General features: G+C 64.3%; 15 protein-coding genes. All 15 read right to left on the reverse strand.

The features are described 5' to 3' along the window. Nucleotides 1–37: 37 nt before the first annotated feature. The gene (locus E9229_RS16755; protein WP_183512783.1) at nucleotides 38–766 is read right to left on the reverse strand and encodes a polyprenol monophosphomannose synthase; all 729 of its coding nucleotides are present in this window, start codon (nucleotides 764–766) and stop codon (nucleotides 38–40) included. 440 nt (nucleotides 767–1,206) lie between these two features. After that, nucleotides 1,207–2,820: an amidohydrolase gene (locus E9229_RS16760; RefSeq protein ID WP_183512784.1), complete on the reverse strand. Its 1,614-nt coding sequence runs from the start codon at nucleotides 2,818–2,820 to the stop codon at nucleotides 1,207–1,209. Nucleotides 2,821–2,880: 60 nt separating this feature from the next. Then, a complete protein-coding gene (locus E9229_RS16765) occupies nucleotides 2,881–5,700 on the reverse strand; it encodes a DEAD/DEAH box helicase (RefSeq protein ID WP_183512785.1) in 2,820 nt (939 codons plus the stop codon). Between the two features lie 96 nt (nucleotides 5,701–5,796). Beyond that, nucleotides 5,797–6,618 (reverse strand): twin-arginine translocase subunit TatC, encoded by an 822-nt coding sequence (tatC, locus tag E9229_RS16770; protein ID WP_246380834.1) that lies wholly within the window; start codon nucleotides 6,616–6,618, stop codon nucleotides 5,797–5,799. 6 nt (nucleotides 6,619–6,624) lie between these two features. Continuing rightward, nucleotides 6,625–6,849 carry a Sec-independent protein translocase subunit TatA gene (gene tatA / locus E9229_RS16775; protein ID WP_183512786.1) on the reverse strand — a complete coding sequence of 75 codons (225 nt, stop codon included), beginning with the start codon at nucleotides 6,847–6,849 and terminating at the stop codon, nucleotides 6,625–6,627. Between the two features lie 33 nt (nucleotides 6,850–6,882). Next, on the reverse strand, nucleotides 6,883–7,179 hold the full coding sequence (locus E9229_RS16780; protein WP_183512787.1) for a hypothetical protein: 297 nt from the start codon (nucleotides 7,177–7,179) through the stop codon (nucleotides 6,883–6,885). A gap of 50 nt (nucleotides 7,180–7,229) precedes the next feature. Then, nucleotides 7,230–9,161: a helix-turn-helix transcriptional regulator gene (locus E9229_RS16785; RefSeq protein ID WP_183512789.1), complete on the reverse strand. Its 1,932-nt coding sequence runs from the start codon at nucleotides 9,159–9,161 to the stop codon at nucleotides 7,230–7,232. A 262-nt stretch (nucleotides 9,162–9,423) separates the two neighbouring features. Then, entirely contained in the window at nucleotides 9,424–9,819 is a 396-nt protein-coding gene (locus E9229_RS16790) for an FKBP-type peptidyl-prolyl cis-trans isomerase (RefSeq protein WP_183512790.1), read from the reverse strand. 17 nt (nucleotides 9,820–9,836) lie between these two features. Next, nucleotides 9,837–10,799 carry an FKBP-type peptidyl-prolyl cis-trans isomerase gene (locus E9229_RS19910; RefSeq protein WP_183512791.1) on the reverse strand — a complete coding sequence of 321 codons (963 nt, stop codon included), beginning with the start codon at nucleotides 10,797–10,799 and terminating at the stop codon, nucleotides 9,837–9,839. A 115-nt stretch (nucleotides 10,800–10,914) separates the two neighbouring features. Continuing rightward, the gene (pafA, locus tag E9229_RS16800; RefSeq protein ID WP_183512792.1) at nucleotides 10,915–12,306 is read right to left on the reverse strand and encodes a Pup--protein ligase; all 1,392 of its coding nucleotides are present in this window, start codon (nucleotides 12,304–12,306) and stop codon (nucleotides 10,915–10,917) included. Then, nucleotides 12,306–13,019 (reverse strand): proteasome subunit alpha, encoded by a 714-nt coding sequence (prcA, locus tag E9229_RS16805; protein ID WP_183512794.1) that lies wholly within the window; start codon nucleotides 13,017–13,019, stop codon nucleotides 12,306–12,308. The genes pafA and prcA overlap by 1 nt, the downstream gene beginning before the upstream one ends. Next, nucleotides 13,019–13,816, reverse strand: a complete 798-nt coding sequence (prcB, locus tag E9229_RS16810) for a proteasome subunit beta (RefSeq protein WP_183512795.1) — start codon at nucleotides 13,814–13,816, stop codon at nucleotides 13,019–13,021. Before prcB ends, prcA begins: the two co-directional genes overlap by 1 nt. 2 nt (nucleotides 13,817–13,818) lie before the next feature. Further along, complete coding sequence (locus E9229_RS16815; protein ID WP_183512796.1) at nucleotides 13,819–14,001, reverse strand: ubiquitin-like protein Pup; 183 nt, start codon at nucleotides 13,999–14,001, stop codon at nucleotides 13,819–13,821. A gap of 88 nt (nucleotides 14,002–14,089) precedes the next feature. After that, a complete protein-coding gene (gene dop, locus E9229_RS16820; RefSeq protein WP_183512798.1) occupies nucleotides 14,090–15,688 on the reverse strand; it encodes a depupylase/deamidase Dop in 1,599 nt (532 codons plus the stop codon). Then, on the reverse strand, nucleotides 15,685–17,445 hold the full coding sequence (gene arc / locus E9229_RS16825; RefSeq protein ID WP_183512799.1) for a proteasome ATPase: 1,761 nt from the start codon (nucleotides 17,443–17,445) through the stop codon (nucleotides 15,685–15,687). The genes dop and arc overlap by 4 nt, the downstream gene beginning before the upstream one ends. Between the last annotated feature and the right edge of the window lie 22 nt (nucleotides 17,446–17,467).

The following is a 17,467-nucleotide window of genomic DNA, read 5'->3' on the forward strand; positions in this document are numbered from 1 at the left end:
CGGCCCCTCCTCTTTGCCCGGGGGTAAACCGCCCGGGTTACTTCTTGGAGGTCAGCTTCTTCCACCGGGCTCCGAGGCCCCACTTGGTGACGTTCCACATGGCCTCGACGACGATGTTGCCGCTCATCTTCGAGACGCCGAGCTCACGCTCGACAAAGGTCACCGGGACCTCGACGATGTTCAGGCCGGCCTGGGCTACCCGGAAGGTCATGTCGACCTGGAAGCCGTAGCCGACCGAGTCCACCGCATCCAGGTCCAGCGCCTCGAGGGTTTCGCGGCGGAAGGCACGGTAACCGGCAGTGATGTCCCGCAGCTTCACGCCGAGCATCATACGCGAGTAGAAGCTGCCGCAACGCGAGATCGCCTTGCGGTGGAGTGGCCAGTTCACGACGGAACCGCCCTTGACCCAGCGGGAGCCGATGACCAGGTCGGCACCCAGCGGAATTTGTGCCAGCAGCGAGGGAAGCTGCTCTGGCTTGTGCGAGCCGTCGGCATCCATTTCGACCAGCACGTCATACCCGGCGTCAAGGGCCCAGCGGAAGCCCGCGAGGTACGCGGCACCCAGGCCAGCCTTGCCGGTCCGGTGCATCACGTGGATGCTCGAATCCTCCGAGGCCATCTTGTCGGCCAGCTCACCGGTCCCGTCGGGGCTGTTGTCATCGACGATCAGGACATCCGAATCAGGCACCGCTGCGCGCAGCCGTCCCACGGTAATGGGTAACGATTCAAGCTCGTTGTAGGTCGGAATGATCGTGACTACCCGCACGCGGTGTCCCCTTCTGAATCTGTGGACGAACCCCCTAAAAGTACAAGGGATCGTTGGACCGGCCTTGAAAGGCCTGCCTCTTCGTGCTGTCGCCTTTTACATCGGAAACACGCTGAGGTCAATGACCAAGTATACGGACTTCCGGGGCAGGGTGCCGCCTTTCGTGTTCCATGGCACGCAAAGACCCCGGAAGCTTCGGACCAGCGTACCGACGGTGGCGAACCACCACCAACTCGCTGTTTTCTATTGCTACCAGGGTCTCAACGTTGCTTTTAGCGCCGGACGGCCAGCTGGCATGGTCTCACCGTGAACCTGCGCCGCCTTCGAACCAGCCTAGTGCCTGAAATCACAGTGTCAATCATTTTCTGACCACTGGTTTTGTTTATTTGATCAGGTCATCGGTCGAATTGCCGCAGACTACGAGTTTCCTCGCGCTGGTTCTAGAGGGCATCAAACAGGATTCGTCCCTGACGAACAGTGCGGAGGCAGCTCGGCAATTCGCCTTCAAGGACCGGCAACATGGGCGTCCCGGCCCGCGCATCGGTGCTCCAAGAGGAAACCCGCACATCGGGGGTCTGCACTATCAGTTCCGAGGCCTGCCAGATGGCGAAGGTCGCATCCGATCCGGTGACAAGCTGACCGGCGAAGGGGGTCGACTCCCCCACGGCCCGGTAACCCGATCGGGTGTGCGCCAGGAAGGCGGCGCGTGCGGAAATCCGTGAGGCCTGATCATGGTGCTCGAGGCATGCCTTGACGGTAGCCCAGGGGCTGGACTCGGTCACCGGCGCATCGGATCCAAGGGTCACCGGGATGCCGCTGGCAAGGAAGCGGGCCACAGAATTCATGCCGGTGGCCCGTTCGGATCCAAGCCGCTGGGCATAGAGTCCGTCAGCACCGCCCCAATAAGCGTCGAAGAGTGGCTGCATGGAGGCAGTAATTCCGTACTTCAATAGGGCCGTCCGGGCCGCATCGTCCGCCATCTCGACGTGTTCGAGACGGTGCCGGGCGCCCTGAATGGCCGCCAGGCCGACGCGTTCCGCTGCAAGATCCAGCCCGGTGATGAAGGCATCCAACGCAGCATCGCCGATGACATGGAATCCGCCCTGGATCCCGACTTCGGAGCAGGCTGCGAGGTGCCCGGCAATGGCCTCGGCGTCCATGAAGGAATGACCAAACATCCCGGATGCATCGGTGTAGGGGGCTCGCAGCAAAGCGGTGCGCGAGCCGAGCGAACCATCGATGTTCAGGTCCCCGGCCAGGCCCGAGAGCCTCCCCGCGCCGAAGGATGAAAACAACGCGCGGGCCTCCGCCGCGTTGGACACGGCCTCGCCCCAGTAGGCGAAGACCTGTGGCAGTTCATCGCCCACGGAATCCACCGTGTTGAAGAGCGCTTCCAAATCGGCACGGCCGGAGATCTGCGGGGCCGCCATTTCGGCCACAGCCCCGTAACCGCGTGAGGCGAGGTGGCGCAGCGCCGCCTCCTGGTGCTTGGCGCCGGTCTTTGCTGAGTTGTCGATCAGGGCCTCGCGAACGACCTGATGGGCGGTGCGCTCGACCAAACCCCGGCCGCGGTATCCGTCGACGGAGTCTAGCTTCAGGCGTTCGGCCAGGCCCTCGTTAACCACACCGGAATGCACGTCGATGCGGGTCAGGTAGACGTCGCGCCCCCCAGCGGCTGCCTGCAGTTCGGAGGCAAATGGCGCACGGCGTTCGGGCCATCCACTCTCGTCCCAACCGGCTCCGAAGATCGGGCCGTCACCCCGGGATGCCGCCGCGGCAACACGCTCGAGCACCTGGGCCAGCGTGGTGGCATTGCGCAGATCGACCGATTCCAGTGCGGCACCGAGCTCGCCGAGGTGCACGTGCGAGTCGAAGAACGCCGGGGTCACCAGCCCGCCCCCGAGGTCGATGACGTCCATCCGGGAGTCGGCCAGCGCGCCCGCGGCGGACTCGGAGCCGATCCAGGCCACCGTTCCGTCCTCGACGAGCATCGCAGTGGCCTGCGGATCGGCCGGCGTGTAGATGGATCCGTTGCGGTACAAGGACAGTGACATGGTGGTGGGGATGACCTTTCGGTTTACTAATGGGAGTCGGTAGATGCAAGTGCGAACTGGTCAGTCGACCACGTTTGAATAGGAGACGACGCCACGGCGGATCAGGTCCACGGCACGCGAACAGTTGCGTGAGAGCACCGGTGCAAGCTCGGGGATCTTGGCCAGCTGGTCAAGCACGTCGATGACCTGCTTGACCCAGCGCACGAAGTCGCCCGCGGCGAGGTCTGTCCCGCGGAGGCATTCACGCAGGTCCTTGCCGCGGGCCCAGTGGAACATCGGCCAGATCAGCCCTGCATCCGGCGCGTCGGTGGCGGGAAGGCGAGCCTCCTCCTCTGCATCGGAAAGCGAGGACCAGTTCCGCACCGCGGCCTCCCACGCGAACTGGATCTGTTTGGAGGGCATGCGCGGATCGGCACCGGATTCCTCGCGCTTGGCATGATAGACGAGCGAGCTGGTAAACGCGGCCAGCTCCTCCGGGTTCAGCTGGTCCATGACACCGGATTCGAGCACCAGCGAAGTGAGCAGGTCGCGTTCGCCGTAGATCCTGCGCAGGCGTTGCCCGGCACGGGTCATCTGCGGCACTGCGTTGTCCTCGTTGCCGGTTTCCAGGTACCCGTATTGGGCAAGCAGGCGGCAGACGCGGTCGAAGATCTTGGATATCGTGTTGGTGCGCCCGCTGATCTGCTGGCTCAGCTTATCCGTTTCGCGGCGCAGCTTAAGCCAGCGTTCGGCCCAGCGCGCATGGTTTTCCCGATCCGGGCAGCCGTGGCAAGGGTGCGCCTTGAGCTGGTTGCGCAATTCGTTGATCCGCTGCGCATACTTCTCGGCCCCGGCGTACTCGAAGCCACCCGCACCGCGGCGCGGCGGGCGCTCATCGGCCAGCGCGTTGCGCAGCGACGCCGCCAGGTCCTTGCGTTCCTTCGGGGTGGCTCCGGTGAATGCCTTCGGGATCTTGATCCGCGAGAGGATGCTCACCGGCCCGTCGAGGTCCTCGACGCCGACGCGGCGGATCTGCCGGTCCTCGGTGAGCACCGTCGGGCGCGGGTCGCGCAGCGAGGAGGCCACCTCGGTGACAACGCAGCGTCCCAAGTGCCGAGGGCCGGGAACGTCGATCACGTCTCCGGGCAACAGCTGCTCCAACGAATCACCCGCGGCAGACTGGCGGGCTTGGCTCATGGCGGCCGAGGCCTGCCGCTCGGTCTCCGAGAGCTGGGCCCTGATGGCCGCATATTCACCGAAATCGCCTAGGTGGCAGGTCATCGATTTCTTGTAGCCAGCCAGGGACTCCTCTCGGGAGCGCACCTGCCTGGCCAGTCCCACCACGGAGCGGTCGGCCTGGAACTGGGCGAAGGAGGTTTCCAGGATGCCGCGGGCCCGGTCCCGTCCGAACTGTGCCGTGAGGTTCAGCGACATATTGTATGTGGGGCGGAAGCTCGAGTTCAACGGGTAGGTCCGCTTCGATGCGAGCCCTGCTACGGCGGCGGGGTCGGTGTCCGACTGCCAGAGCACCACGGCGTGGCCCTCGACGTCGATGCCGCGGCGGCCGGCGCGTCCGGTCAGCTGGGTGTACTCCCCCGCCGTGATCGAGACATGGGATTCTCCGTTGAACTTCTCGAGCTTTTCGAGCACGACGGAGCGGGCCGGCATGTTCACGCCCAGGGCCAGTGTCTCGGTGGCGAACACGGCCTTGACCAACCCGCGCAGGAACAGATCCTCGACGACCTCCTTGAAGATCGGCAGCAACCCGGCATGGTGGGCTGCAAAGCCACGCATCATGCCCTCGCGCCACGGCCAGAAACCCAGCACCTCGAGGTCATCTGGTGGCAGGTCGAAGGCGAGGAGGTCGATGGCCTGTTCGATGTCTCGGGCCTCCGCACGCGTGGTCAGGTTCATTCCGGAGCGCACACACTGGGCCACTGCGGCATCGCAGCCCTTGCGGGAAAAAAGAAAGACGATGGAGGGCAGCAGCCCGGCGGAATCCAACGCCCTGATCATCTCGGGGCGGCTGACCTTGCGCGAGCGTTGTTCCTCCCGGTCCAGGTAGCGCCCGCCGGCCTGTCGTCCGCCAGGTCCCCTGCCCCTGCCGTGGCCCTTGGGGCCGTGTGGCCCACCGGGGACGCTGCGCTGGGCTAACTTCGCCAGCTGCGGATTGACCGTGGCGGCCCGCTCCGGATCACCCGCAATCTGGTCGAACGATACGTCCTCGGCGAAGAGGTCAATGAGCTTCCCACCGACCATCACGTGCTGGTACAACGGGATCGGGCGGTGTTCGGAGACGATGATCTTGGTGTCTCCCCGCACCGTATCGAGCCAGCCGCCGAATTCCTCGGCGTTGGATACCGTGGCGCTGAGCGATACCACCTGCACGTCGGCCGGAAGGTGGATGATCACTTCTTCCCAGACGGCACCGCGGAACTTGTCGGCCAGATAGTGGACTTCGTCCATGACGACGAAGCCGAGCCCGTCCAGGGTCTCGGATTCGGCGTAAAGCATATTGCGCAGCACCTCGGTGGTCATGACCACCACGTCGGCATCGCCGTTGATAGTCAGATCGCCGGTGAGCAGCCCGACCTTGTCCGCGCCGTAGCGTGCCGTGAGTTCGGAGAACTTCTGGTTGCTCAACGCCTTGATCGGCGTGGTGTAAAACGCCTTTTTACCCTGTTGCAATGCCATGTAGACGGCGAATTCACCCACGACGGTCTTCCCCGCACCGGTGGGTGCGGCAACCAGCACCCCGAACCCCTCCTGGACGGCGTGGCAAGACTCCGCCTGGAACGGGTCCAGCTCGAAGTCGAGTCCGGAGCGGAAATCGGACAGCAGGGTGCCGGTTTCGGCTGCGCTCTGCTTGGGTTCGAGATAGCGCTCGGCCGGGGTGCTCATGGGAGCCTTTCGTTTCGGGATGCACAGCAGTGGTTCGTGCGGTGCGCTGGTCCGCTGCGGGGTACATGCACGGACCGTTGTTGGGCCGGTTTCGGCCTAGAGGTCACCCAGATCGGAGGCAATATCGGCGTTCGCCTCTGTTTCAGCCTCTGTGATCTTCTTGTTCTTGGCGCGCTTGCGGTCGTTGAAGAAACAGATCAGCGTTGCGCCGCCGAAGGTGATGAACAGCGGTCCAGCCAGCGCAAACATGGTGATGGCGTCGCCGCCCGGTGCTGCCATGGCAGAAACCAGGGCGATCAGGAACACCGTCAACCGCCAGTTTTTCAGGATCAGCCTCGCCGGAAGAATCCCGATCATGTTCAGTCCGACCATCAGCACCGGGACCAGCATGGCCAGGCCGAAGGCCAGCATCAGGCGCAGGACGAAGGGAATATAGACCTCGACCGAGATGATGTTCACGGCGTTTTGCGGGGTGAGCATGAAGAAGAACTTCAGCGCGTGCGGGATAACCCAAACGGCCATCGCCAGACCCATCAGGAAGAGCGGAACGGCGGCAGCGGCAAATCCCAGCGCTGCGGCTCGTTCCTTTTTCTTCAGGCCAGGCACGATAAAGGCCCACAGTTGGTAGATCCATACCGGGCTGGACATGGCCAGTCCCAAGAACAACGAGATCTTGATCATCATGTCGAAGCTGGTCATCACGGCGGTGTAGTTCACTTCGCCGCTGTACTGCTTGACCGGTTCGATGAGAAGATCCATCAGCGGCTGATACAGGAAGAACCCGCCGATGGTAGCCACCAGAAGCGCCCCGAGCGAGATGAACAGCCGGTTCCGAGCTTCGATCAAATGGGCCTTGAGCGCCATCCGCCCCTCGGGGTTTGACTTACGCCCCTTGGATGGGACAGATTTTTCAGTCATAGAAGCTTAAGCGTTGTTGTCGCGGGGATCGGGGTTGACGATCTTACCCTCGACGGTTTCACCGCTGGCATCGGTCTTCGGATCCTCATCCTTCATTTGGCGCACCTCGGACTTGAAGATTCGCAGGGACTGTCCGACGGACCGTGCCAGCCCTGGGAGCTTCGGAGCTCCGAAGAGCAGCAGTGCCAGGACGATGATGATGACCAAGTGCATTCCATTGAGGCCGAACATATCGAACCTACCTTTCGTTTAGTTCAGTTTACGTCAAAAGAGCCCGAGGTCGCTGACACGCTGTGGTTGACCTTTAGCGTACTTGCGGGCAATCCTCGCGTCACGGCGCGCCGCCCGGCGTTCTTCCTTGCCCGATTCGTACTCCTCTCGGACCATTTCCACGTCCCGGAACGGTGCCCCCGGACCGTTGCCGGGGCCGGAAACCGTTTCCGGATGCACCGGCATCCGGCCGAAGGGTTCCGAGAGCCGGTCCATCGAAAGCGATGCTTCATCGAGCATCCGCATCAGGCCGCGGAAGAGCTTGATCCCGGAGAGAACAAGGAAAAGCACGGTGCCCAGAAGCAAAACCGTCCATAGGAGGACCCAAAACCACCACGGCATCATGAGCGGTTCTGCTTCGAAGTGCCTTGCGCCCGGTCAAGCCAGTCGATGACCTCGGCACGCAGGGATTCGGGGGCAAGCACGCGCAGCTCACCACCATAGTGGGCAATCATTCCGGCAAGTGCCGCCGTCCCGGTAATCTGCACCTCGGCCAGGGTTTCGTCGGCGACGGTACCCTGGCGCTCGGGGGCGAATTCAGCGACCAGCGAACGCAGTCGCTGTGAGAATCCGAGCACGGCCACCTGGTCCTCCGGTTGCGGGGTGAAGAGCCTGGACTCGTCATCGCCGTGGCGCTCCGGGACGATTTCGAAGCCCTCGTCCAAAACCGTCAGCTTCAGGACCCGGTCCAGCCGGAAACTGCGTAGTTGGCGGGCGGTACGGCACCAGGCGCGCACATAGGTACGAGAGTCGTCCTCGATGATGCGTAGGGGTTCGATGATCCGTGTACTTTTCTCGTCGCGCGAGGCGGTGTAGTAGTCGATGCTCAGCAGCCGGCGTCCGGTGATGGCCGCGCGGACGGCATCGCGATGCGGGTCCGCCTCGGCACTGTCGAGGAAGGCGGCGAGGACATTGGAGACGTCGGCAAAGTCACCGGCCGCCGTGCGCAGCTTTGCCATGGCGCTGATCGCGCTTTCCGCATGCGCCAGTCCTGGAACCTGCAGCAGGGTCTCGAGGCCCACGAGCAGCGAGGTGGTCTCGAGCAGGTTCAATCGCATCGGGGCCGCCAATGCCTCGGCGTTGGAAATGGTGATGGTTCCGGACCCAAAATCCACGTCCATGAGCTGGTCATGCATCCCGTTGGGGACACCGCACATCATGATCATCTGCAGTTCTGCCTCGAGCTTGCGTCGAGACAGCCCGAAGTGCGCCGCCGTTTCCTCGAGCGTCGGGGCGCCACGGGCCACCACGAAGGAAATGATATCCAGGGCCCGGGCCACGGCATCCGTGGCCGGGGCGCGCCCGACGAAGTGGCCGGCCTTCAACTGAAGCACGGGGATCGGCACATCGTGGGCTGCCCGTGCAGCGGCCAGCCGCTCGGCGACGCTCCGTGCCAGCGACGCCGGTTCCAGCACCTTGGCATGGGAGCCGAGCGCGGAGACCTCCGCGCTGAAGGATTCCACGTCGTAGTAATCGACGGCTAGGCGGTCTACGGTGTCGCCCTCTTCGATCTCCGCGGCTTGTGCGCGCAGCGCCCACCCATGACCCCGCGACAGTTCAATGGCGGCGCGTTGGCATGCGGCCTCGGGATCCAGTACGGACAGGGCGTTGGCCATGGAGAAGTCCTGCGGGCGGTCGTACGTTCCCGGGCGCTGGGCCACCGTTCCCCGGATGCGCGAAAGCCTGAACATGCGCTGGGCAGCGGCGGCCTGATCGAGTCCGACCAGGTACCAGTGGCCGAAGCGGGTGCCCAGCCCCCAGGGTTCCACCGTGCGTTCGCTGTCTACGCCGTGGGCATCCCGGTAGCGAAAACGGATGGGCTTCTTGTCCCAGGCCGCACGCAGCACATCGGAAAAGCCGGGATCCGAGGTGTGGAGCCTGGGTTCATAGTCGGTGAATCCGACGCCGGTTCCCGTTGCGTTCTCTGCCATCCGGCTGGTGGCCCTCGCAGCGGCGGAACCGAGCCCGGCGTCCTTCCAGAGGCGTCCGGCCAAGGCAAGCGCTCCGGCTTCTTCGGCGGTGAAGGACACTTCAGGCAACCGGTAGCTTTCCGGCAGGATGTGATAGCGCGGATCAGCATTGTCATCGCCGACATATCCCGGGGTTTTCACTTTTTCGATCGGGATGCCCATGGCCCGCAGGTCTTCCTTGTCCCGGTCGAATTTGCGGTTGAAGGAATCGGCCCCGAGGCCCTGGTAGTCGTCGACGATTTCGCGCAGCTCCGCCTTCGTATAGCCCCGGGAGCTATTGACGAGCGCATACGTGAGGCTCACGAGCTTCTCCGTGCGCGATGGTGAGTCTAAGTTCTTCTTGGTGGCCACCAAACCAACGTTACTACCTGCAACGCGTCGTACCGACGTGACCCCGCCGAAAGCCCACAGCTCCTTCCCGCATATCGGAAGATGACGCAGATCACGGGAAAAAAGTCGGTCTCATCACAGGTTTTTCACCGCAAAAGTGCCCAAGAATCAGTTAAAGTGCTAGGCCGGCGGAATCCCCTGGGGGGTTTCCGCCGGCCTACCGGTGTGTTTCTACCTAGCGAACCGCGACGAGGTCGACCACGAAGATCAGTGCCTCGTTCGGGCCGATGGCCCCGGCAGCTCCACGGGAGCCGTAGGCCAGGTCCGAGGGGATCTCCAGGCGACGGCGGCCGTTGACCTTCATGCCGATCAGGCCCTGGTCCCAACCCTGGATGACCTGTCCGATGCCAGCGCGGAAGTCCAGCGGCGTGCCGCGGTTCCATGAGGAGTCGAACTCTTCGCCGGTGGACCAGGCCACGCCGACATAGTGGGTGGACACGGTCGAGCCGGGCACAACCTCGGCGCCGTCGCCGACAATGATGTCCTCGATGACCAGTTCGGTCGGTGCTTCCGTACCCGGGAAGTCAATTTCCGGCTTGGTACGGTCGTAATCGCGCTGTCCGAATGACATGGCGTTCCTTTCGGTGGTTACTTTACTTCCTGAAGTTCAACGATAAAGACTAGCGGACCTGCCGGCTTCCCCATGGCAGCGGCATCCTTGCCGTAGGCCATGTCGGTGGGGATGCTCAGCAGGACGGTCGAGCCCTGCTTGATGCCCGTCAGGCCCTCGGTCCAGCCCTTGATGACTCCGGACAGCGGGAACTCTGAAGGTTCGCCGCGGGAGTAGCTTCCGTCGAAGACTTTTCCGTCTTCCAGGCGTGCGCCGATGTAGTGGGCAACCACGGTGGAGTCCTTGGTGGCAGCCGGGCCGTCGCCTTCCTTCAGCACCGTGACCTCGAGCTTGGCCGGATCGGCCTTGCCCGCGGGAAGGGTGACGCTGATCTTGCCGTCGGCAGAGATGGAACCCGTTGCCTTCTTGACCGACTTGTCGTCCGACTTCTTGAACTCGGGCGTCGGCGGCGTCGGCGGAATGTCGACGGCCTTGGTCGTCTTGATGACGATCAGCGTGTCGATGTTCGCGGGCTCGGCCGGAGCCGTCGCACCCGGTTCGGTCGGGGTCGGCTGCAGGAAGGCAATGTAGGATCCGACCTTGCTGCCGACGATCACGTCGTAGAATTCGGGCATGGCTGTCTTCATCTCCGGAACCGTGGGGATGAGGTCCCCCTCGCTTTCGAAGTTGGAGCCGAGCTGGGACCCGTCTTCGGTCTTGAATGCAATCGTCTTGTAGGTGACGCTCTGGTTTTCCTTGATGGTTTCACCGCCGCCGGCCAGGATCATCTTGGCACCGGCCTTGGTTGCTTCCAGCGGAGTCTTGATGGTCACCGTGGGGTCCGAAGTGTCGTCAGCTCCGGGGGTCAGCTGGAGTGAGGAGAGCGGGCCGACGTCGCCGGCTTCGGTGACGCCGGTAGTCGCTCCAGCATCCGCGGCTGCACCGCAACCGGTGACAAGCAGGAGTGAGGCGGCAAGGGTGACGGCCAAGAGCTTTCGCACGTAATCAACTTTCGTCTTCATTCGGGGCAGTTTGCTTTCCACCACGGACACAACACAAGCGCATGGCCACAGTAGTTTCCATTTAGTTTAACGGGGAAACCTGTGAAGTTCCTTTTTATCGGTTAGCCGCGCCGTCATCCAAGGGATCAAGAAAAGAAATCAACTCATCGACCCGGGCATCGGCATTGGCGAACGGGTCCTTGCACAGAACTGTCTGGCTCGGGCTGTCATTGAGCTTCAGGTGCACCCAGTCGACTGTGAAGTCACGGTTGGCATCCTTCGCAGCACGCACGAAATCCCCGCGCAGTTTAGCCCTGGTGGTCTGCGGCGGAACACTGACTGCCTCTGTGATGGCCGATTCGGTGGCCAGGTACGCCGCCTGACCGCGGGAACGGAGCAGGTTGAACAGTCCGCGTTTTGGATCGATGTCGTGGTAGGTCAGATCGATCTGGGCAATCCGGGGGTCATCGAGGCCCAGCCCATGGCGATGACGGTAGCCCTCGATCAGCTTGCGCTTGATGGCCCAATCGATTTCGGTGTCGATCCGGGCGAAATCCTGGTCGGCAACAGCCCCCAGGGACCGCTCCCAGAGTTCGAGCACCGCCGGCACGTGTTCGTTGTGGGCTCCATGGCGTTGCACGAAACCGGTCGCCTTCTCCAGGAAAAGATGCTGGAGTTCAAGCGCGCTCAGCTTGCGGCCATCGGCCAGCAACACCGGCGTCCGCCCGGTCGTGTCATGGGAGACCTCGCGGATGGAACGGATCGGGTTTTCCAGGCGCAGGTCCTCCATGATCGAACCCGCCTCGATCATGCGCAGCATCAGGTCTGTTGAGCCCAGCTTTACCCGCTGTGTCGTTTCGGACATGTTCGAGTCCCCCACTATCACATGCAGCCGCCTGAAGTACTCGGCGTCTGCATGCGGCTCGTCGCGGGTGTTGATGATCGGGCGCGAGCGCGTGGTGGCCGACGAAACGCCCTCCCAGACGTGGTCCGCGCGCTGCGAGAAGGCAAAGCGGTGCTCGCCGTCCACCGGGAGGACCTTGCCGGCCCCGGCGAAGAGCTGCCGGGTGACCAGGAAGGGGATCAGAATCTGGGCCAGGCGGGTGAATTCTAGTTTGCGCGGAATAAGGTAGTTCTCATGGCAACCGTACGAATTTCCGGCGGAATCGGTGTTGTTCTTGAACAGGTAGATCCTGCCCGGATATCCCTCTTCGCGCAGTTTTTCCTCGGCCGATACGACCAAGTCGTTCAAGATCTCCTCCCCGGCCCTATCGTGGGTGATCAGCTGCAGGATGTCATCGCATTCAGCGGTCGCATATTCGGGGTGAGAGCCCACGTCCAGATAAAGACGTGATCCGTTACCCAGGAACACGTTGGAGCTGCGTCCCCAGGCCACAACCTTGCGGAAGAGGTAGCGCGCTACCTCTTCCGGGCTCAGGGGCCGGGCTCCGGGAGCCGAGTAGGTGAGGCCGTATTCGGTTTCGATGCCGAAGATCCTGCGGTCCATTAGGTCTGGGTTCCTTCCCCGGGGGCGAGCTGCGAATCGATGTCGGCGGTCGACAGCCGCCTGAAGGTGCGGCGGCTGCTCGAGGCACGGTGCAGCACGGCCACTTCCAAGACCGATGAGGCCGCCGGTGCCGCCACGACGCCAGGCAGCACCGTTGCGGCGGCCCGGATCACCGCGGCCAGCCTCAGCTCACCGGACCCGGCCACCGCTGTCTGGGCCCAGGCAGCCGCCAGCGCCTCGGCATCGCCGCCCATGATGATCACGCCAGACTGCTCGGAAATTGAACCGTCGTAGTTCAACCGGAACAACTTGTCGGCGCCCGGCGTCGCGCCGACCTCGGCCACGGCCAATTCCACCTCGAACGGCTTGGCCTCGGCGGTGAAGACGGCACCGAGCGACTGGGCGTATACGCTGGCCAGCCCGCGCGCCGTCACGTCCTGCCGGGAATAGGAATAGCCTCGGGTGTCGGCATAGCGGACCCCGGCCTGGCGCAGGGATTCGAACTCGTTGTATTTGCCCACGGCGGCGAAACCGATGCGGTCGTAGATCTCGCCGATCTTGTGCAGCGATCCGGAGGGATTCTCGGCAACCAGGGCGATGCCCTCCACGCAGGAGGCGACGATGACGGCTCGTCCGCGCGCTATGCCCTTGCGGGCGAAGTCCGCCCGGTCCTTCATGAGTTGTTCGGGTGAAACGTAGAACTGCGCGCTCATCAGGCCTCCCTGGCTTGTGCCGTGCGCCGGGCGATCAGCGCGAGGGCGGTTTCGGAGAGCTCTTGCTCACCGATGCGGGTGGCGCCGTCGGCATCGACCGCGTAGACCACGGGCCAGAGCCGGCGCACGGCGTCCGGTCCCCCGGTGGCCGAATCGTCGTCCGCCGCGTCGTAGAGCGCCTCGACGGCGACGGAGACCGCCGCCACGCGGTCCAGTCCCGGGCGCCAGAGCTTCTTCAGCGCCCCGCGGGCGAACACCGAACCGGAGCCGATGCAATGGTGTTCGATTTCCTCGTAGCGGCCGCCGGTGACGTCGAAGGAGAAGATCCGCCCCTGGCCGCCGTGCGGATCGTACCCGGCGAAGAGTGGAACCACGCTCATCCCCTGCATGGCCATGGACAGGTTGGAGCGGATCATCGATGCCAGCCGGTTGGCCTTGCCCTCGAGCGAGAGCAGCGTGCCCTCGATCTTCTCGTAGTGTTCGAGCTCGACGGTGAACAGCCGGGCGATGTCGATGGCCAGGCCGGCCGCGCCGGCGATGCCGACCACCGAGAAGTGGTCGGTTTCGTAGACCTTCTCGATGTGGCGGCTGGCAATCACGTTGCCAATGGTTGCCCTCCGGTCACCTGCCATGACCACGCCGTCGGCGTAGGCCAGGGCGACGATGGTCGTCGCGTGGGGAACCTGCCCCGGGCCGTGGCCCGGGGCCGCCGCCGGCACCGAGGCAGCAGGCAGCAGGTCCGGGCGTTCCCGGTTCAGATACTCGAGGAACGAGGGCCCGGCGGGCAGCTCCGGCATGGCTACTGGCCGCCCTTTTGCACAAAGCCGCGCACGAACTCCTCGGCGTTGCGCTCCAGTACCCCGTCGATCTCATCGAGCAGGTCATCAACGCCGGCGGACTGGCCCTGTGCCGCCGGGGCCAGGTCCTCTTCCTGCACGTCCTGCTGTTCGGTGGGACGGGAGCTGAACTGTTCCTGCGTCATCGTGTGTTCCTTCCTATCGTGGCGGGCGCTTCGTCGCCACCCTCCGCTGAATCGTTTCTGATTTCCATCTTGTCACCGCGGCCCAGCATTAGGCACGCAACCGCTCGAGGAATTCGGAGATCGAGTGGCTTGCATCGAACAACTCCCCGACCAGGGCACGGGTGCCGCGCTGCGGTTCGAGGGTGGCCACGCGCTGCACGCCGGCACGGCCGGGTACCGAGAAAAGCACGGCATCCCAGCTGGCAGCCACCACGTCTTCCGGGTACTGGCTCAGCGCGCGGCCGCGGAAGTACGCCCGGGTATCCTCCGGGGGATGGGACACGGCATGGGCGATCTGCTCCTCGCTCCACAGGGTTTCCATCATTCCGCGGGCGGCCAGCCGGTGGTAGAGCCCTTTTTCGGGGCGGATGTCCGCCCATTGCAGGTCCATCAGCCCGATCCGGGCATCATTCCACCCCAGGCCGTGGCGGTCTCGGTAACCCTGCATGAGTTGGTACTTTGCCACCCAGTCCACCGAGGAAGCGGCACCGAAGACGTCACTCGAGAGCGTGTCCAGCGTGGATCCCCAGCGTTCGAGCACGTCGGCGGTCATCGGGTCATCGGCGCCGGTCGCGGCGCAGTGGGTGCGGGCCGCCTCGAGGTATACGCGCTGGATATCGATGGCACGGAGCCTGCGCCCGTCGAGCAGCTCGACCGTGGTGCGCAGCGTCGGATCGTGGCTGATCGCCTGCAGCGCGGCCACCGGGTGGCGCAGCGCGAGGTCCGGGACGCTGCCGGCCTCGATGAGCGAGAGCACCAGTGCCGTGGTTCCGGTGCGCAGGTAGGTGGAGACCTGGCCCATGTTCGCGTCCCCGATGATCACGTGCAGGCGCCGGTACTTGTCCCAGACAGCGTGTGGCTCGTCGCGCGTGTTCACTATCGGGCGGCGGATGGTGGTTTCCAGCCCGACCTCGGCCTCGAAGAAGTCGGCCCGCTGGCTGACCTGGAAGCCCGCAGCCGAGCCCATGCTCCCGCGGCCGACGCGGCCGGAGCCGCAGAAGACCTGGCGCGTGGCGAAGAACGGAATCAGCCCGGCGGCGATGTCGCCAAACGGCACCGAGCGCGGCATCAGGTAGTTTTCGTGTGCTCCGTAGCTCACCGACTTGTTATCCGTGTTGTTCTTGTAGAGAAGCACCGGAGCGAAGCCGGGGCTCTGCTCGATCCGACGGGCCGCCGCCAGCACCACCCGGTCTCCGGCCTGGTCCCAGAGCACCGCATCCGCCGGGTTGGTGGTTTCCGGCGAGGAGTATTCGGGGTGCGCGTGATCAACATACAGCCGCGCCCCGTTTCCCAGGACCATGTTCATCAGCACATGCTCCTCAGGCTCCTCCTCGGCGTAGAGCGTGTCCCCCGCCCGGGCATCTCCGCCGGCCAGCGCAATCTCGGCGGCCGTCAGTTCCCGTGGCTCGTCGGTCAGCTGCGAGGGGTGGGCCAGCGCGCGGGGCTGGTTGAAACCGCGCGCGTCCGAGAGCGGCGTCTCGTCGGTGTAGTCCCAGCGGGTTCCGGCCAGGTGGCCGTATCCGGAGCGGATAGTCGCGGCGTAGGCGTTGACGACCTGGGCGGATAGCAGCGTCGAACTGGCCCCCGGCGTCGAGGGGGCCAGCACGCCGTATTCGGTTTCCAGCCCGACGACGCGGTGAACGCTCACAGGTACTGCCCGGTCTCGTGGGAAGGAGAAGCCTCCGCGGTGGACAGGCTGCGACCGGAGCCCGGGTGTTCCTTGTCCTGGATGATCGTGCGGATGTAGGTGATCCGTTCACCCTTCTTCCCCGAGATCCGCGCCCAGTCGTCCGGGTTCGTGGTGTTGGGCATGTCCTCGTGCTCGTGGAACTCATCGACCACGGCCGTGAGCAGATGTTCCATGCGCAATCCGCGCATTCCGGTGGTCAGCAGTTCTTTAATGGCCGATTTCTTGGCCCGGTCCACCACGTTGCGGATGACCGCACCGGAGTTGAAGTCCTTGAAGTAGAGCACCTCCGTCTCGCCGTTGGCATAGGTGACCTCCAGGAACTCGTTCTCCGGCCCGGTTCCGTACATGTGCTCCACGGCGGTGCGGATCATCGCATCGACCGTCGCCCGGGCGTTGCCACCGTGTTCGGCCAGGTCCACCTCGTGCAGCGGCAGGTCGGTGGTGAGGTACTTGGCGAAGATTTCCGCCGCACCCTCGGCATCGGGGCGCTTGACCTTGATCTTCACATCCAACCGTCCCGGGCGCAGGATGGCGGGGTCGATCATGTCCTCGCGGTTGGAGGCACCGATGACGATGACGTTATCGAGCTGTTCGACGCCGTCGATCTCGGAGAGCAGCTGCGGGACGATGGTCGTTTCCACATCGGAGGAGACACCGGTGCCGCGGGTGCGGAACAGCGAGTCCATCTCATCGAAGAACACCACCACCGGGCTTCCGTCGGTGGCCTTTTCGCGGGCACGGGCGAAGATCAGCCGGATGTGGCGCTCGGTCTCCCCGACGTACTTGTCCAGCAGTTCAGGGCCCTTGATGTTCAAAAAGTAGCTGCGCGCCGTGTCGGTGCCTCGGATCTGGGCCACGCGTTCGGCCAGCGAATGCGCCACCGCCTTGGCGATCAGCGTCTTGCCGCAGCCCGGAGGGCCGTAGAGCAGGATGCCCTTGGGTGCCTTGAGCCCGTGTTCGCGGTAGAGGTCCGGGTGCAGGAAGGGCAGCTCGACGGCATCGCGGATCTGTTCGATCTGCGGGCCCAGCCCGCCGATGTCGGTGTAGGCGATGTCCGGCACCTCCTCCAGCACCAGGGACTGCATGTCGGAAAGGTGCACGCGTTCGATGGCAAGCCCGGTGCGCGAATCCAGCGACAACGAGTCGCCGACGCGTACCGTCTCTCGCAGCAGGCCCCCGGCCAAGCGCACGATCCGCTGCTCGTCGGCCCGTCCCACGGCGACCACGCGGTGGTCATCGAGCACCTCCTTGACGGATACGAGTTCCCCGGCCGCCTCGAAGCCGAGCCCGGCGACGATGGTCAGGGACTCGTTGAGCAGGACTTCCTGGCCGAGCTGGAGGTTATCGATATCCAGCAGCGGAGAGATGGCCACGCGCAGCTTGCGTCCGCCTTGGATGACATCGGCACCGGCAGCGCCGGTGGAGGCGATGGCACGCCCTGGCTCGGGGTGGTGGCGCGGGGAAAGACCGACGATGGTGCCGTAGCTAAAGGGCGTGTCGCCGTCCTTCTCGAGGGCGGCCTTGAGTGTGATGATTTCATCGCGGGTACGTTCGAGCATGGCGACCATGCGCTGGTTGTTTCCCCCGGCGGCGGCAAGTTGGCGGTCCAGATTGCGGTTCTTTTCCCGCAGCACGTTGAGCTGGCGCTCATTGAGCGCCAGCCGGGATTCAAGCCTCTCGTTGCGCTCCTGCATTGCGTTGTCGTCGCTGGCCATGGATCCACCTCGATCTAATCGC

Source organism: Paeniglutamicibacter cryotolerans (genome assembly GCF_014190875.1).
GTDB lineage: Bacteria > Actinomycetota > Actinomycetes > Actinomycetales > Micrococcaceae > Paeniglutamicibacter > Paeniglutamicibacter cryotolerans.

Bases quoted from the DNA above. Each gene is read 5' to 3' on its own strand.
- E9229_RS16760 (WP_183512784.1), bottom strand. From the start codon at position 2,820: ATGTCACTGTCCTTGTACCGCAACGGATCCATCTACACGCCGGCCGAT.
- E9229_RS16765 (WP_183512785.1), bottom strand. From the start codon at position 5,700: ATGAGCACCCCGGCCGAGCGCTATCTCGAACCCAAGCAGAGCGCAGCC.
- tatC (WP_246380834.1), bottom strand. From the start codon at position 6,618: ATGACTGAAAAATCTGTCCCATCCAAGGGGCGTAAGTCAAACCCCGAG.
- tatA (WP_183512786.1), bottom strand. From the start codon at position 6,849: ATGTTCGGCCTCAATGGAATGCACTTGGTCATCATCATCGTCCTGGCA.
- E9229_RS16790 (WP_183512790.1), bottom strand. From the start codon at position 9,819: ATGTCATTCGGACAGCGCGATTACGACCGTACCAAGCCGGAAATTGAC.
- pafA (WP_183512792.1), bottom strand. From the start codon at position 12,306: ATGGACCGCAGGATCTTCGGCATCGAAACCGAATACGGCCTCACCTAC.
- prcA (WP_183512794.1), bottom strand. From the start codon at position 13,019: ATGAGCGCGCAGTTCTACGTTTCACCCGAACAACTCATGAAGGACCGG.
- prcB (WP_183512795.1), bottom strand. From the start codon at position 13,816: ATGCCGGAGCTGCCCGCCGGGCCCTCGTTCCTCGAGTATCTGAACCGG.
- E9229_RS16815 (WP_183512796.1), bottom strand. From the start codon at position 14,001: ATGACGCAGGAACAGTTCAGCTCCCGTCCCACCGAACAGCAGGACGTG.
- arc (WP_183512799.1), bottom strand. From the start codon at position 17,445: ATGGCCAGCGACGACAACGCAATGCAGGAGCGCAACGAGAGGCTTGAA.